Here is a 17,485-nt window from a genome sequence, read left to right on the forward strand (position 1 = left end):
TGATGGGAGAGAATGTTCAAGAGTGGATTCTAAATGTTCAGATAAAGACATAAAAAAATGAGCGTATTTACATACACTCTTTTTTACTACATTTTACTAAAATTTGCTTAACTGACTGGCATTACATCATTGGATGGGCTTTTTTATTTCATGATTTGTTTTTAGTTTTGATGCTATAACAATCCGCTAATTTGAATGAAACACTTCCGCCACTTAGCTTGGCCAGATTGGTCTCTTCTGTCGTTTCATCAGTATTATTGTTGTTATAGACTTTCTGGAAGCTGGCATAAGTATTTGCCCAGCCTACACTTTCTCCAGCTGAGTTGGTAAAGCCCACACGACTGGTTCCATTCAGTACATTAGATAAATTGAGTAATGCCCCACCAATCACAATCTTATCATCTGTATTGGTTGAAGCCTGAATAGTGGAGTTCATACCTACCAAGGCACCATTTAATGAACCAAATACAGGATCAGCGAAGACCAGTCGCATAGATACTGTTTTTTCATCTATAAATGCACGGCCTAAGGTACCGAGACGATATTGTTGAACGCCGTTATTGTCTTTAAGTCCAGCCGGTAAGATATCTCCCTGGCAACCATTAATGCTATCAGTTGCAAGATTGCTCGCGGACTGCATATTGGTACGCACATCACCATTACTATCAATCACAACACCCACTGTAACAGGGCTAATTGAGTTTTCGCTAAATTTAAACTCCATGTTGCCATACATTGGGAAAATATATTCTTCACCTGGCTCTACATTTTCAGCTGTTCTAAAGACTTGACGATCCAGATAGCTGATCGGGAAAATTTTATAAAGATCAATTGAGCCACTATAGTTGTCATCATCGGCATTAAAACGCCATAAGCCAAGACTGGCACGATCAGCATCGCTGAGTTCAGTCTTACCTGTGGCCATCTTATAAAATGCTTCTTTACCGGCAATCACATAATCGCTCAGCAAACGACCTTGGTAAATTTCTAATGGATTGCTGTTGTTAGCCACATTCATTTTATATGGTGCATTTGATGAAAGCATTCTCGTTGCAGGGCTAATCCAACTGGTTTGCGGTACTGCCGTAATTTGCTGTGGTTTGACCTTACGGATCAATTCCGCATTAATGCCACCCAGAGATCCCAGATTATTGGAGCCCAGTTTTAGCTGAGTGTCACGCCATTGTAGTCCACTGCCAAAGGTATAACCTTGGCGGTCTGTAATCAGGATAAAATGTCCAAATAAATATTTAGTCGTTTTATCTTTAATGTCACATACAGATTTATTACAACCTGCCAGACCATCAGAACCAGTCAAGTTACTGCTAATAATGCCTGAAGTTGAGAACAGAGAAAATTCCGGTTGATATACTGCTGCGCTGGCAATATTGGCCAGTTTTTTTACGACTTCAAAGGCCTGATCATCACTAATCTGGCTAATATCAATAAAAGGTTTAAGGGTTTCTGCCAAATTTGCATCTGTCAGGCTGATATCTTTATTAATTTTGCCCAGATTCTTTCGCATATCTTCTGTGATATACAAGGGCTGTATATCCGTCGGATTATAGATACGGCCTTTTTCCAGTGCCAAGGTCTGCCAGATTTTGACCAGTTTCATCGCCACCTGTACGGTTGGATCTGTCTGTTCGATTCTGGCAATATTACGACCAGTAATTCCCTTGGCAATATCAAGTACACTTAGTCGAGGTAATTGACTCGATGTACTGAGGTTCATATATTCAGAAAGCTTCACAGTACCCAATTTGATTTTGGTATCACTAAAACTTTTCAGATAAAATTCAATACTATCTGCTTTTTGACAAGTACCTGACGCCACCCCATCATTTTGGTCAAATAAAGTAATAAAGGTATTTTCTTTATCACCACTACAATTAAAATTAAGACCATCAATTGGATATTCAAGCCCCCATTCCAGACAATTCGTTGCAGTAGCAGAGCATGAACCGTTCGTGGTGGCTTCATCATTTTGTTCTGGTATGACATTCGCACTTTCACCTCCGCATCCGCTGAGGGCGGCAAATAAAGCAGTGAAAGCAAATGGATATAATATTTTATTTTTCATCTTATTCTACTCGAATCGTCCTTATCGAATGGCGACTAGTTTTAGTTGTCCATACTTTGTCAGCATCTTGTCTTCAACATCTATGGCTGAAGCGAGTGGGGTCATTAATACATATTGGCTTTGCGCAGGAATCTGAATAATTCCCTGTATCTTCTCATGTTGAATAATATTGGCTTGTGCTTCCTGATTTTTAAAACCGCCCGCCCCTTCTAAAACACAGCCTCGTTCATCCAGAAATACAACAAATGGCCAGTAATAGGCAGGATTATTCTGACGGGAAGCATAAGACTGAATCTGAATATTTTTAATATCAGATTTTAGCTTCACAATTTCATAATCAAACTCATCTGATTTCAGCGGTGCCCGTGGCCACAGATTAATGGATTTACCTGCACTAATCTCTTTCGCATTCTTAACTTTTTTATCTTTAAAACACTGCTTACCTAAGCTTTCTACAGATTCAGGCTGAGAAATACGATAGTAGGTTTGAGCCAGTACAATAGGACCAGAATCTACGATAGGTTGTTGAAACAAGGATTTTATAATCGACTGTCCAACTCCTTTTTCACGCTCAATCGTCTGTACACGTGTTGACCCAATATTTTTATCAACTATCCCTTCAGGCATACTATAGAAACGTTTTTTACCTTCCAGATTAAATTCTTTATTTTCCAGATATTCACTATCCACATATTCCACCCCTTCAACCTGACTGAAACCCTGTTTTTGAACAGGATCAGGTACTGCCTGAATGACAGGTTCAGGGGTTTGAAGCTGTGTCACTGGTGGTAAGTGATGCGGTAATCTAGACTCAACGTGTTTAGTTGGTTGTACTGGTTGTACTGGTTGTACTGGTTGTACTGGTTGTACTGGTTGTACTGGTTGTACTGGTTGTACTGGTTGTACTGGTTGTACTGGTTGTACAACCATATTATTTTTTTGCTCACCTGTTGTCACACTTTTTTCCACCGCCTTTGGCTCGGATTTTTTCAGATCCTGTGCAGTAGATGTAACGGGCGTAGTCAATTTTTTCGGAGTAGTGGCCGCTTGGTTTTTTGTTGTTTCTTTCTGCTCATTATTTTGACGTGGCACAACTAATGGTCGCCCATCGGGCCCAATGATCGTAATAAACTCTCTGGCATTTGTATAAAAAGACCATGGTACCAGACTTAATGCCAGTACCATTTTTATCCCTAAGTTCCCTGTTCTGATCATTTCTTCCTTACCAACGGGTGCGATAGTTCAAACCTAAAATTGTGATCTTGGTATCTGTTTTGACATTCAAGCCTGCATATGGATTCAGTAACAGGTTATTTACCCCGGTCTGGTTCGCTAGGCTACTGGTATTTGCTGGAATATTATCTTTACTGCGTAAGAAACCAATAGATAGATCCAGATCCGTATCTGCGTCAAAACGGTAGCCCACTCCTAAACCAAATAGCTGTGCACCATTAATCGGTACCATAGTATTGCGTTTATCTTTTGGAATGGCACTGGTACGTGGTTCATAGCCAGCACGAAGTTTCAGTCGGTCAGTTGCTGAATACTCTACTCCGATCCCGAAGTTCCATGGCGACTCAAACCTAAGCGGTAATGCAAGTGAAGAATCCGTTACATTGGCAGATAACAGTTTGGCAATCTTCAAGGCAGACAGGGTACGGTCGAACTCAAACTTGAATTGGTCCCAAGCAGCATAATCTGTCCAGCCAATATCAAAATTGACTTGTAGATCTGGCATTACCTTATATTTGATCCCCGCCTGAAAGTGAGCTGGGTATTCGAAATCCATGGAAACCAGACCTGATTCACTCGAAGGGATATAATTTGGAAAACCAAGAATTGCAGCCAAAATCTGGCCAGTTGGAGAGGTCATCAGACCTTTAATCATTTCCTGTGGCGCTTTGGCATTATCGATATGATATTTACCTTTTAAGCGCATTTTGGCCGCACTCTGGTAAACCATACCAAAACTGAAATCTTCAGTAGGCTCCCATAGAACACCCAGGTTATAGCTTGGACTTAAATTTTGTTCTAATGAAAGTTGCATTTGGCCAAATTTACCAAATGGGTTCATTCCTTCATCAGCATTACAGATCCCGAGCAACAAGATGTCAGTAATGATGTCAGAATTTTCTTTAAATGGTGTACATACGACTTCATCAATCATACGCAACATGCCAATCAGCTCATTGGGAAAACGTAAATCTGTTTTCATGGCAATGGCTTGATAAGACATCCCGATTGAAGCACCAATCGAAAGCTGGTCGTTGACTTCATAACCAATTGATGGAGATAAATATGTAATCCGCTCCAGAGCAACCTGTTGTCCCATAAAATTGGCAGGATTACCATCTTCATGACCAAAACCTGCAACTAGCGGTGCATAAACGGCAGTTGCATAAGTTGCTTTAGAGCCTGGTGGTTTATAAGAGACCCCCATGGTAGGTGCTGCCATCGGGAGGCCTTCACCCAAATCCACCATTTTTTTCAAAATTGGTACGTAGAGACTGACATACTCTACATCACCCTTCACTGGGCCCTTAAAATCTGTACATAAATCAGAAGACACTTCAGGTCCATCATTACAGACCATTGGATCATCTGAATAACCAAAAACGTTATATCCAGCAGGAACCGTAAATTCACGCTGAATATCAAAGTTCGCAACAATAATTTGCTGTTCGGTTTGTAAGCCTTCAATTTTAGCCAATGCAGCCGGGTTAAAGTGAATTGCATTCACTCCTGGCGGATCTGCAGTAACTGCGTTCCCCATAGACAATGCACGCAGGTCAACAGAAAGGTTGGTCCCTAATTGTGCAAAGGTATAACTTGAACAGCCCGCAAGAATAATTCCTGTTAATAACGGGCTAAGTCGAATGTTTTTCATACGACACCCCTATTAACTGAATTTCTTACCGAAACCTAAAATATCAAGTGGGAATGAAAGTCCCAGTGAAACATCTGGTGCATCTTCGGTCAGCCCTAATCCGACCGTACCATTTACAATGGTTTCTGGGGATACACGCACTCCTAAAGAAATCGCAAAAGTCGAGCTAGTCTGATCAGCGGCTGAATAGCTTTCACCCGTGTGATACTTAAATTCGGCACCAGTATTAAAGCTTTGTTGATATGACATGGTCATGGAAACATCATAGTTAAATGAATAAGCGAAACCGAAAGCGAAACCACCACTAATTCCTGGTTCAAATTCTTCAATAATGCGTGTACCACGACGCTGATCTAAGCCAGATTCCTTAAATCCATAATTTGCAGAAACAGAGGCAAATAGCACCACTGGATCAATATATTTACGTGTACTCGCCCCCACACCGGCTGAGTAATATCCCTTGCCTGCAGCCAGATCTTTTGCTGCATTAATTTCATATGGGCTATCACCTGTTTTAGTCGACAAATTAGCAAATAAAATAAGTGGTAAACGACCTGCTTTTAAAGGGAATGGCTCCCAACGTGCACCTAGACTAATATCCCCTAATCCTGCTGTAGAGGTATCTTTTAATAGATCTGTTTTAGCGACTAAAGGTAAAGAAGCTGTTAAGGTCAGGTTATCTTTCACCCCATACTGAAAAGTGAAAGTATTGGTCAGGCTATGTGTTGCATTTTCCTGAACACGGAGTTGATACAACTGGCCCTGTGCCATTTCCATATCGAGTTGTGTATCTCGATAATAGGTATAATCGATATCATAATAGGATGAAATCTCACCTTGTTTAATAAGTGAGTATTGACGCTCATTTGAAGTAAATACTTCTTCTAGACTCGCTTCCTGAGTAGCATCTCCTTCTTTTTTCTGTAAGGCTTGAGATGCATCTACTCCTTGAGTGGCTGGAGCTTCAACAGGTGCAGCTGTTTCAACAACAGCTTCTTCCTGAACTGTTTCATATCCTCCCAGTTCAGGCTCTGCTACAGCTTCCTCCTGAACTGTTTCATACCCCCCAAGTTCAGGTTCTTCTACAGCCTGAGTTGCTGCTGGTTCAGGCTGAATATCAACGGATGCGGCAGTCTCGACTACTTCTTCCTCAACCGTTTCATACTCACCCAGTTCAGGCTCATCCGCAGCCCATGCTACTCCCATGACCATCTGAATGCTGAGCGCCAAGAATGTCTTGTTCATCCATTTACTGTTCATATCCATTTCACCATTTTTAATTTTTCTATAGCCATCTTTTCATTTTATTTATTCTTGTAATAAAGTCTGAGAAAATTATATTGATATTCCCCAAATTTTTCTGAATCTACATTACGGTTACGATCCATACGGATAGTCGATGCTTTATCGGCAATTTTATCCATATAGAACTGTGGATACTGCATATCAACTAAAGCATAACGGTTAATGGTTGCATCTTCGACATGACGCATATCCGACTCTTTTAATGCCAAAAAGTTTTTTCGATATTGTTCAGGGACATTAATTAAATATAAAGTATTGTTTTCCCAAATTTCCTTAAATCGCTGTTCATCAAAACTGATATTACCTAGCGCAGGATCTGCAACATACACCCGTCCATTTTTATAAGCTTTGTACACGACAAAATGTTTAAATCCTGCATAGGAAATAGGAACAATGGCGGGCTGCCCCTGTTTAACCAGATCTTCAAATTCTCCACGATAGCCACCACTTTCCAGACCTAAGGCAGCAACAAAACGTTTCATATCAAGAAGGGAAAAGCTACGACGTTCGATGATTTTATCCGTTTCACCAAATTTCATTAGGCCATTCATGACTTGCTGCTCATCCAGCCGGGTACCTACATAGCCATTTAATAAAGTCGTAAGTGCTGCCGAACCACAACTATAATCATAAGCCTGACGCACAATTCCCTGAAACTGGTCTAACAGTGCAGGTTTGACTTCCACATGTTCGCGGTGCATACGTACGAAAGAATCATTTCTTGAATCAAGAACTTCAGTATAGTGAACAGCGCCTGGTGGCTGTTTTTTAATATCCAGAGCTTCTTTGGCAGCGTAATACATCAATGCCGAGCCCAATGCAATCTCTAACATATTCTTTTACTTTTCTTATCATTGGCATGATGTGCCTAATTTTTCTTTTTATAGAGTCTTCACTCTACTTCCCTGTAACTAGAAAGATACCTTCTTTTTCAAAAAAATACAGTCTTTTTTTATTTTTTTAGATAGATGTGGTAGTCATAAAAAAAAGCGCGTGTAAACACGCGCTTTTTTACAATGAAATTTAGTGACCGCGAATAGTAATCACTGCACCTGGATGGTAAACACCTTGCTGTCCAGCTGGAGTATAGTAAGTTTGCATGCCTTGAACTTCTATATCACCAATGGATTTTGCATCTGCACTACCTAAGCGAATACCTTGTACTTTCATATCATGCGCACCACTTGTGCTCAGGATTTGTACATAACCTTTCTCGTTATCGCCAGCGCCTGTTGCCCCAAATACACTGATGTCTTGGTTCAGCGTTAAATTAGCAGAGTTTGCATCTGTGACTTTAATTGTATCAAGATGGATCACACCTGCTGCACGGTTTGCAGCATCTGAACCGTCACCGTCACCTTGCTTAGTCGAGTTATCCAAAATACCAAGATTTTGGATGGTTAAGCCACCGATCATGTTTGCATTCAATTTAACCATTGCGCCTTGTGGTGCTGCACCCAATTGGATATTGGCAGACATTGGGCCAGTTTTAACAGACAATCCAGTTAAAATATCATTAACTACACCTGTACCACCACGACGCAGTGCGGTAGGATCATCAGTTCCACTGGCTTGAATACCAATTTTACCAATTTTAATATCTAAACCTGAAACTTGGGCACCAATATTGATGAATGGATTGCCAGCCCCCGCATCAGAGTCAATAGTTAAATCTGCAAGGTTACGTGATGTTAAAAGATAAGCGCCATTATTATCATAGTTTGCACCAATCACAATACCATGACTTTCGTTTGCATCACCAGCGATACCATTACCATAGATAGTAATCGCAGCAGCTCCACCTGTACCACCTAAATTAACAGCTTTACGAACAGAATCATATGTAGCTGTTTGTGTTGGGATATTAACTACAGCACCACCTTGATTCGTTGGTAATGTACCCCTTGTATAAGCAATAGCATTATTTGCATCTAATACTAAGCCATTCATGTTAATTGATGCACTTATACCCAAACCATCATTGTCATGAATAAATAACTTTTCAATTTCAATTTTAGAGATACCAATACCAATACTAAGACCGTCTTGACCAGTTGTTTCACTTAGAGATGCATCATCCATTGCTTGCATCGCCATTGCGTTTGCACTAAAAGCAACTGAAGCAGCTAAAGCCAATTTTGTGAATTTTTTCATTGTTTACTCTCCCAAGAGTACTATTTTTTTTGGTTGTGAATCACTCAGTGCTGACGTTGTGTTTTTTATTTTCTGACAACGCAAAGCATCTTTCCTTGAGTAATTTTGCTCGCCCACTTAAATTAACGTCGAGTCATATTTTGATCAACTGTTGTTGGTCGCAATATTGAGCTTACCGACAAACGGTATTTGATGATTTAGAAATATTTTTTCCTATTCTTGATATAAAATACCGGGTCATATCGGAATATGCGCTACTGAATGAACGAAGCTCCTTACCATTGTCCTTTAAGTTTTGCATCTCTTCAGCTTAAAGATCTATTGCATGCATTAAGCCCCTTAGATCACCTGGTATATTTAAATAATAATGGGCAGCCTTTTATTGCCTGCTGTGCACAGAAATATTTTATGGTGCAAGATGGGCAACCTCAGTCATTTAAGAGAGTGGATATCGAACAATATCAGGCTAATATAGCTAAACTCATCTTAGAGCTTGAGCAAACTCCAGATATTCAAGCGAATGAATTTTCTGGGGGTTATGTTGGGTTTATTGGCTATGATTACGCTGCTCAACAGCACATCCAATACCCGGAGCGAGCTCAACCTGGCTTATTTATCGGTCAATTTGATTCTTATATCAAGTTCGAAGCTGATCAATGGGTATTTTATAGTCATGATCCGCAAGCAGCAGATATTTTCAATCATCTTCAAAATCTATTAAATCAAGCCTCCATAGCGCCTAAGTTTCAATTAAAAACCCTTTGCAGCCCACGTTGGGACAAATCTCGCTATGCACAGACATTCCAGGATATTCAGGATTATATTCTAGCCGGTGATTGTTACCAGATTAACTTGACCCAGGAATTTACAGCACTGGCTGAAGGTTCATTATTAGAAACTGCACATGCTTTCTGGACATTAACCAATGCGCCATATGCGGGCTATCTTCGTATTGGTGATTTTGAATTATTGAGCTGTTCACCTGAACTGTTTATTGATTTTGAAGCACATCGAAAAATTGTCACCAAACCGATTAAAGGTACCATGCCACGTTTTGCCGATCCGGTGCTTGATGAACAATCCAAACAACGCTTAAAAGACTCAAAGAAGGATCAGGCTGAAAATGTCATGATTGTAGATTTACTACGCAATGACCTCAGTGTTTATGCAGAAACAGGTTCAGTCAAGACACCTAAGTTATTCAATATTGAGTCATTTAACCAAGTACATCATATGGTCAGCGAAGTCGAAGCGACCTTAAAAGAAGGTGTACATCCTTTTGAGGTATTGCTGTATGCACTTCCAGGTGGATCAATTACCGGTGCACCAAAGATTCGCGCCATGCAAATTATTGAAGAGTTAGAAGGTGCTCCACGTGGAGCGTATTGTGGTTCATTAGGTTATTTTAATTTTGATGGAACAGGAAGCTGGAATATTCTGATTCGCTCGATTCAGAAATATCAAGATGAGGTTTCACTTTGGGCTGGTGGCGGAATTACGATTTCTTCTGACTGTGATGCAGAATATCAGGAGTGTTTTGATAAAGTCGAGGCCATGCTGGATTTACTCAATACCTGGTATAAACCCGAATAAATAAAAAGCGGCTCAACCGAGTCGCATTTTTAATCCCTCCTAACCTCCCTTTAAAAAGGGAGGAATAGAGTTGTTCTTTATTAAATAGGAGGTTGGGGATTACGCCAAAATATCGGTTTTCAATGTATCCACTAAACGCTGATTTTGCTCATCTGTACCAATGGTAATACGTAAAAATTGATTGATACGAGGTTTATTAAAGTAACGTACGATAATGCCGCGTTCCCGTAATTCAGCTGCTAACTCACCTGCATCTTTTGATGGTAGTGAAGCAAAAATAAAGTTCGCACTTGATTGCAAGACTTTGAAACCGAGCTCATTCAACTGATTAACCAGTTTTTCACGACTGGCAATCACTTTAGCATTTTGTGCTTCAAAGTATTCCTGATCTTCGAATGAAGCCACTGCAGCCGCAATCGCAAAACGATCCATTGGATAAGAGTTAAAGCTGTTTTTTACCGCTTCAAGCGCCGCAATCAGATGAGGTTGCGCAATCGCGAAACCAACACGTAGGCCAGCTAAAGAGCGGGATTTTGAAGTCGTTTGGCATACGACTAGATTCTCATATTTCTCAATCAAACTTACTGCTGATTCAGCGCCAAAATCTACATAGGCTTCATCAATGACGACTACTGAATCTGGATTCGCCTGCAGAATTTCTTCAATAGCAGACAAACTAAGCGCAATACTGGTTGGCGCATTCGGATTGGTGATAATAATGCCGCCATTTGGCTGTTTATAATCATCTACCACAATTTCAAAATTTTCATTGAGTGGCAAGATTTTGGTTTTGACACCAAAGAACTGGCTATAAACCGGATAGAAGCTATAGGTAATATCTGGATAAAGCAGTGGCTGTTCCTGAATAAAGAAGGCTTTAAAAATATGTGCCAAGACTTCATCAGAACCATTGCCTACAAAGACATTTTCAACAGTAACATTTTGCTGTTTAGCTATGGCATATTTTAATTCAGATGCATCTGGATCTGGATAAAGACGTAAAACATCTGCGCCATTGGCTAAAACTTTTTGCACCGCTTCCACGACTTTCGGTGATGGTGGATATGGATTTTCATTGGTATTTAATTTTAAAAGGTTTTGAATTTTGGGCTGTTCGCCTGGAACGTAAGGCTCTAGCTCACGGACTTCAGGGCTCCAAAAACGCATTTGCTCTATGGTGATATTCGACATTTTCTATTCTCAAATTCCCTCTCCTTTTAGGAGAGGGTTAGGGAGAGGTCAAATAATTCCCCTTACCTAACCTCTCCCGAAGGGAAAGAAATATCTTTTATTTAATATAAGTATTTAATTACTGATAACGGTAGCGTGCTGAACGGGCATGCGCATCCAGATTTTCCTGCTGTGCCAGAACATCTGCAGTTTTCGCAAGGGTTTTCACACCATCTTCAGAACACATAATCAGGCTTGAACGTTTCTGGAAATCATACACACCCAGTGGTGATGAGAAACGTGCTGTACCCGATGTCGGTAATACATGGTTTGGACCTGCACAATAGTCACCAATCGCTTCAGGCGTATAACGTCCCATGAAGATCGCACCGGCATGGCGAATCTCTTCAGCCATTTCTTGAGCTTCATCCAGACACAGCATTAAATGTTCAGGTGCTACTTGGTTAATCAGCTCAATACCTTCAGCACGATCTTTCACAAGCACTAATGCACCACGATTGGCAATTGAAGTGCGGGCAATTTCTGCTTTTGGTAGAGCTAGCAAATGCTCTTCAATTGCTTGTTCTACTTCACTTAATAGCTGTTCATCAGGCGTAATAAATACAGCTTGAGCCACCGTGTCATGTTCAGCTTGAGATAACAAATCCATTGCTAACCATTTGGCATTGTTCTGCCCTTCTGCATAAACCAGAATTTCTGAAGGACCAGCAATCATGTCGATACCGACCTGACCAAATACTGCACGTTTTGCCGCAGCCACAAAACGGTTACCTGGACCAGTGATTTTATCGACACGTGGAATGGTTTCTGTACCATAGGCCAATGCAGCAACCGCTTGTGCGCCACCAATGGTAAATACACGGTGTACGCCAGCCAGATAGGCAGCAGCCAAGACCAATGGATTCAGTTCACCATTTGGAGCAGGCACCACCATAACAATTTCACCTACACCTGCCACATGTGCAGGAACAGCATTCATTAACACCGAAGATGGATATGAAGCCAAGCCACCTGGTACATAGATCCCTACGCGATCCAATGGCGTCACTTTCTGACCCAAGGTATTACCTAGAGCATCGACATACGTCCAACCATCCTGTTTTTGTGCCTGATGGAATTCGCGAATACGGTTTGCAGCCAATTCTAAGGCTTCACGCACTTCAGTCGTTAAGCCTTCGAAAGCTGCTTTAAGTTGCTCTTGAGTCAGTTCCAAATCTGAAAATTGATGCGCTGGATGTCGATCGAACTGCTGAGTCAATTTAAGAACATGAGCATCACCATGCTGACGTACGTCAGCAATAATTTGGTCTACAGTTTTTAAAAGTTCAGGATCATTCACGGTTTCAAAAGCCAACAAGTCAGCAAACGCTTGCTTGAAGTTTTGATCTTGTGTAGATAAACGTCGCATCAATTTACCCATAAGGTTTGAATTCGAAGGCTTTAGTTTACCTGTTTTCAAAGACTTTGTCGGTAGCTAGAACAGACTTGTGCTATGAGTTTTATTGGAAATAGCTTTTGATAAAATTGATGAAAGCATTGAGCTTCTTATATTTATAATCAGCAATAAAAAACCGCCCAAAGTGGGCGGTCTTTGATCAAGCTTAAATTTAAGCTTTTTTCGCCTGTTCGCGTGCTTCCACTGCTTGCTCAAGCTGGGCAAGAATTGGATTCAGCAATGCTTGCTTACGTTTAAAGCTGGCTTTGTTCACAATCAGACGTGAAGAGACTTTGCAGATTTCTTCAAGTGGCTCAAGACCATTGGCACGCAGTGTATTGCCTGTATCGACCACGTCAACAATGTAATCACCTAAACCCACCAATGGTGCAAGTTCCATTGAACCATAAAGCTTGATCACATCAACCTGTTCACCGAGGCTCGCGTAGTATTGACGGGTCAGATTCACGTATTTAGTCGCAATTTTTAAACGGCCTTTCGGACGCTCCATGCCGACTTTACCTGCTGTCATCAATTTGCAGTTGGCAATTTTAAGATCTAATGGTTCATAGACATTTTGCGCGCCATGTTCCATCAACACATCTTTACCTGCTACACCGATATCTGCCGCACCATTCTCAACATAAGTCGGCACATCAGAGGCACGTAAAATCAGGATACGCACCTGTTTATGCGTGGTTGGAAAAATCAGCTTACGTGATTTATCCGGATCTTCCAGCAGGTTAATCCCTGCTGTTTCAAGCAGAGGTAAAGTTTCTTTTAAGATACGGCCCTTGCTTAATGCTAACGTTAAACCATGATCAAAATTGCCCATTACGTCAAAGTTTGGATCATCGTTTCTCATATCACTCATTAACTTACTCGCTTAATTTGGGCACCTAAACCTTGTAACTTTGCTTCGACATCTTCATAACCGCGGTCAATATGATAAATACGGTCAATCAATGTTTCTCCTTCGGCTGCAAGTGCTGCAAGAACTAAAGAGAATGAAGCACGTAAATCTGTTGCCATCACAGGTGCTGCAGAAAGTTTTTCTACACCCGTTACGACAGCATCATTACCTTCGACCTGAATATTGGCTCCCATACGGGCCAATTCAGGAACATGCATAAAACGGTTTTCAAAAATCGTTTCAGAAATTGTGGCAAATCCACGGCCAATGGCATTGACTGCCATTAACTGGGCTTGCATATCTGTTGGGAAATCTGGATGTGGCAAGGTACGGAAGCTCACCGCTTTCGGACGTTTGCCCATCATATCCAGTTCAATCCAGTCATCACCACGAGTGACTTCTGCGCCCATTTCCTCAAACTTATCTAGTACAGCTTCCATTAAAGCCGGATCTGTATGCGTGGTTTTAACACGTCCACCAGTAATGGCTGCAGCAGCCAAGTAAGAACCGGTTTCAATACGGTCGGCCACTACTGCATATTCACAGCCATGCAGGCTTTCTACACCGGTAACCACTAGGGTATCGGTATCCAGACCTTCAATTTTCGCACCCATCTTAATCAGCATTTGAGCAAGATCGGTAATTTCAGGTTCGCGCGCCGCATTACGAATCGTGGTCACACCATCCGCCAATACTGCAGCCATCAGAATATTTTCAGTACCACCCACAGTCACCATATCAAAGACAACTTCACCGCCTTTCAGACGACCATCGACTTTAGCATGGACATAGCCGGCCTCAACCTCAATCTCGGCACCTAAAGCTTCTAGTGCTTTCAAATGCTGATCGACTGGACGAGAACCAATCGCACATCCACCTGGCAGGGATACTTTTGCACTACCGTAGCGCGCCAATAGAGGACCAAGCACCAAAATAGAAGCACGCATGGTTTTTACGAGTTCATAAGGTGCAAACTGGTTATCCAAAGTAGAGGTATCTGCAATAACTGTATCGCCTTCATAGCTAATTGTGATCCCAAGACCTGCGATCAGCTTCACCAAGGTATTTACATCTTTTAGATTTGGAACATTTTTAAGTGTGATTGGCGTATCAGCAAGAATCATTGCTGCTAATAATGGAAGCGCTGCATTTTTTGCACCAGAAATACGCACTTCACCGTCGAGCTTAATACCGCCCTGAATTAAGAATTTATCCATTAATTGATTAAGCTCCAAATAAGCTTGCTTTACGCCATTCTTCTTTGGTCAATGCACGAATGGTCACAGCATGCACTGCACCACTGGCAATATGGGAATTGAGAGGAGCATAAACAGCTTGTTGACGTGCAACCGGACGTTTACCTTCAAACTGATCATCCACAATACGGAGATCGAATTTTCCGCCCTGACCACTCACAGCAACATCCGCCTCAGGAAAAGCGGCTTTTAAAATTTCAGCGAGCTGTTCATTATTCATCACAAGACCTCTTATAGGACTAAGGGTGTAAAACGAGTCATTTTACTATAAATGTAAAAAATAATTCATTAGTCACATACATTATATATATAAAAAAAGAGGCTTTTAAAAACCTCTTTTTCCCCATTTGGTCGCTTAAATGGCTAAACTCTGATGATTCAGCTGCATTTCGCGATATCGGTCAATCTGTTTTTTTAATTTTTCCGTCAAAATTTTAATTGAGGTATACATGTCATCAGCATTAGCATGGGCAAAAAACTCAATACCCGGTAAACGGACAATCGCTTCTGCGATATGGTTACTACTGCCTCTTTTTGAGCGCTTATCAATCTGATGATCTTTGGAAAGCTTAACCTGCATGCTGTTCACCTGATCCAGATGTTTGGTCATCTGTGAAAATTTCGTTTTTATAGTTTCTTCAATCGCTGGCGTAATTGATAAATGATGTCCACGAATTGTTATTTGCATAGTTCTATCCCTCACCTTCGTTAGGATCAGAAGAGTCACAGTTAAAAATGAAAAGAATACAATAACTTGCTCAAGCAAAATCGTGATTTAAAGCATTTATTCAGATCATTTTTACCATTCCTCAAAAGAAAAAAAGATTCATTACGATGTCATAATGAATCTCTAGAATAATCAAATTTCAAAAACTAGATCAAGACTTTTCGCTCAGAAGAGGAAGGAATATGTAACGATTCACGATATTTCGCGACCGTGCGTCGTGCCACATCAATCCCCTCTTCTTTCAAAAGATTGGCAATTGCATTGTCCGATAAAGGCTTACGTGCATTTTCTTCAGCAATCATTTTCTTAATTTTGGCACGGATCGCAGTAGATGAAGCCTCACCACCCGAAGTCGTTCCCACATGACTCGAGAAGAAGTATTTCAGTTCGAATAATCCACGTGGGGTCAGCATATATTTGTTAGTCGTTACACGAGATACAGTTGATTCATGTAGTTCCACTTCTTCAGCAATATCACGTAAAACCAGAGGCTTCATACCTTCAGGGCCAATTTCTAAAAAACTTTTCTGATGTTCAACAATACAGGTGGCTACTTTCAATAAAGTTTTATGACGTTCATCGATGCTTTTAATAAAGTTTTTCGCTTCCAGCATCTGATTACGCAAATATTGATTATCTTCGCTCTGATCAGCACGACGAATCATATTGGTATAAAAAGAATTTAGTCTCAACTTAGGCATCACATCAGGGTTTAACGTCACCTGCCAGCAGTCATTCTTTTTCATTACCACGACATCGGGGATCTGATAATCAGATTCCTTACTTTCAAACTCCAGTCCCGGATATGGTTTAAGAGTTTTTAGTAAATCAACCGCACAGCGTAATTGTTCCTGATTTAAACCAGTTTGCTTAATGAGTTTTGGTAATTCATTGGTAATCAGCAGCTCATAATGTTGCAGCAATTTAACCGCATCATTACGACAAGGGGTATTAACTGGTAGGCTATCCAACTGAATCAATAAACACTCAGCTAGGTTTCTGGAACCCACCCCAATCGGATCAAGACGCTGAATATGCTTGAGAACAACGAGTACTTCATCCTCTTCGATTTCTTCCTCATAATCCATGGAAGATAAAAGATGTTGTACTGATGCAGTAATTTCGGAAATTTCTGCATCCAGAAAACCCTTTTCATCTAGAGAATCAATAATGCAGTATGCAATCAGCTGATCAATGCGAGAAAAGTGCAGCAGATTAACCTGCTCGAGCATATATTCTTGTAGGCTTTGCTGGCTTTGACGATTGTCTTCGCGCTCTTCGAACTCTGCTGCACCCAGACTTGTCGGTTGATGAGTATAGACATCATCCCAGTCGGTATCTACAGGTAGATCGTCCGGAAGATGGTCTGCATTGAGCTCATTGGTTAAATCCTTTTGACTCGTATCAACAGTAGAAAGACTTTCAACACTGATTTGCTCTTCAACTTTTTCTAACAAAGGATTACTATCAAGTTGTAGCTGGATTTCTTGCTCTAGTTCCAGACTGGATAATTGTAATAAGCGGATTGCTTGTTGTAACTGTGGAGTTAATGACAGCGAGTTGGCAATTCGTAATCCCACTGATAGTTTCATATGACCCCCTAATAAAAATCTCGTTTTATAAGCAATTTTCATGCCGTTTTAACTTTTATAACATAGTTTGATAAAAAAACACACAAAACTATAATAATTTCATAAACTTTAACGTCATTTTTATATAATTTTCTAAGCATTATTAATCACTTATTTTTATTAAACAGTAATTAATCTATTTATAAATTAATATAATTTGACTTAATTTTTTAAATCCCACGCATAAAAAAAGCCCCCTGCGTGAGCAGAGGGCTTTTGGAATAATGAGCTGGCGATGACTTACTCTCACATGGGAGACCCCACACTACCATCAGCGCTAAGAGGTTTCACTTCTGAGTTCGGGAAGGGA

14 protein-coding genes are annotated in these 17,485 nt (G+C 40.7%); 1 reads left to right on the top strand and 13 read right to left on the bottom strand.

Annotated elements, in window-relative coordinates; all coding sequences use genetic code 11:
- Positions 1-148 precede the first annotated feature (148 nt).
- The 6 genes from FTV13_RS14685 to FTV13_RS14710 form a co-directional block, all read right to left on the bottom strand.
- Positions 149-2,083, bottom strand: a complete 1,935-nt coding sequence (locus tag FTV13_RS14685; protein ID WP_180012435.1) for a hypothetical protein — start codon at positions 2,081-2,083, stop codon at positions 149-151.
- 21 nt (positions 2,084-2,104) lie between these two features.
- Positions 2,105-3,298: a putative pilus assembly protein FilE gene (gene filE / locus FTV13_RS14690; RefSeq protein WP_180012437.1), complete on the bottom strand. Its 1,194-nt coding sequence runs from the start codon at positions 3,296-3,298 to the stop codon at positions 2,105-2,107.
- 7 nt (positions 3,299-3,305) lie between these two features.
- Positions 3,306-4,970 (bottom strand): OmpP1/FadL family transporter, encoded by a 1,665-nt coding sequence (locus FTV13_RS14695; protein ID WP_005234148.1) that lies wholly within the window; start codon positions 4,968-4,970, stop codon positions 3,306-3,308.
- A gap of 12 nt (positions 4,971-4,982) precedes the next feature.
- Positions 4,983-6,236: a hypothetical protein gene (locus tag FTV13_RS14700; RefSeq protein ID WP_180012439.1), complete on the bottom strand. Its 1,254-nt coding sequence runs from the start codon at positions 6,234-6,236 to the stop codon at positions 4,983-4,985.
- A gap of 38 nt (positions 6,237-6,274) precedes the next feature.
- On the bottom strand, positions 6,275-7,108 hold the full coding sequence (locus FTV13_RS14705; protein WP_180003094.1) for a C39 family peptidase: 834 nt from the start codon (positions 7,106-7,108) through the stop codon (positions 6,275-6,277).
- A 190-nt stretch (positions 7,109-7,298) separates the two neighbouring features.
- Positions 7,299-8,429: a DUF6160 family protein gene (locus FTV13_RS14710; RefSeq protein WP_180012441.1), complete on the bottom strand. Its 1,131-nt coding sequence runs from the start codon at positions 8,427-8,429 to the stop codon at positions 7,299-7,301.
- A gap of 261 nt (positions 8,430-8,690) precedes the next feature.
- On the opposite strand from FTV13_RS14710, the gene FTV13_RS14715 reads away from it, so the two are divergent.
- On the top strand, positions 8,691-10,022 hold the full coding sequence (locus tag FTV13_RS14715) for an anthranilate synthase component I family protein (RefSeq protein WP_180012442.1): 1,332 nt from the start codon (positions 8,691-8,693) through the stop codon (positions 10,020-10,022).
- A 99-nt stretch (positions 10,023-10,121) separates the two neighbouring features.
- Here the strand turns inward: FTV13_RS14715 and hisC are convergent, their stop codons facing one another.
- The 7 genes from hisC to FTV13_RS14750 form a co-directional block, all read right to left on the bottom strand.
- A complete protein-coding gene (gene hisC / locus FTV13_RS14720; RefSeq protein ID WP_180012444.1) occupies positions 10,122-11,213 on the bottom strand; it encodes a histidinol-phosphate transaminase in 1,092 nt (363 codons plus the stop codon).
- Between the two features lie 118 nt (positions 11,214-11,331).
- Entirely contained in the window at positions 11,332-12,633 is a 1,302-nt protein-coding gene (gene hisD, locus FTV13_RS14725; protein ID WP_180012446.1) for a histidinol dehydrogenase, read from the bottom strand.
- A 187-nt stretch (positions 12,634-12,820) separates the two neighbouring features.
- A complete protein-coding gene (hisG, locus tag FTV13_RS14730; RefSeq protein WP_005234128.1) occupies positions 12,821-13,522 on the bottom strand; it encodes an ATP phosphoribosyltransferase in 702 nt (233 codons plus the stop codon).
- On the bottom strand, positions 13,522-14,778 hold the full coding sequence (murA, locus tag FTV13_RS14735) for a UDP-N-acetylglucosamine 1-carboxyvinyltransferase (RefSeq protein WP_159124271.1): 1,257 nt from the start codon (positions 14,776-14,778) through the stop codon (positions 13,522-13,524). The genes hisG and murA overlap by 1 nt, the downstream gene beginning before the upstream one ends.
- Before the next feature lie 7 nt (positions 14,779-14,785).
- Positions 14,786-15,037: a BolA family iron metabolism protein IbaG gene (ibaG, locus tag FTV13_RS14740; protein ID WP_004783413.1), complete on the bottom strand. Its 252-nt coding sequence runs from the start codon at positions 15,035-15,037 to the stop codon at positions 14,786-14,788.
- A 135-nt stretch (positions 15,038-15,172) separates the two neighbouring features.
- Entirely contained in the window at positions 15,173-15,505 is a 333-nt protein-coding gene (gene hpf / locus FTV13_RS14745; RefSeq protein WP_004783414.1) for a ribosome hibernation-promoting factor, HPF/YfiA family, read from the bottom strand.
- A gap of 185 nt (positions 15,506-15,690) precedes the next feature.
- Complete coding sequence (locus tag FTV13_RS14750; RefSeq protein WP_180012448.1) at positions 15,691-17,136, bottom strand: RNA polymerase factor sigma-54; 1,446 nt, start codon at positions 17,134-17,136, stop codon at positions 15,691-15,693.
- Positions 17,137-17,485: the final 349 nt, after the last annotated feature.

It is taken from the genome of Acinetobacter sp. YH12235 (genome assembly GCF_013417705.1).
In the GTDB taxonomy this organism is placed as follows: domain Bacteria; phylum Pseudomonadota; class Gammaproteobacteria; order Pseudomonadales; family Moraxellaceae; genus Acinetobacter.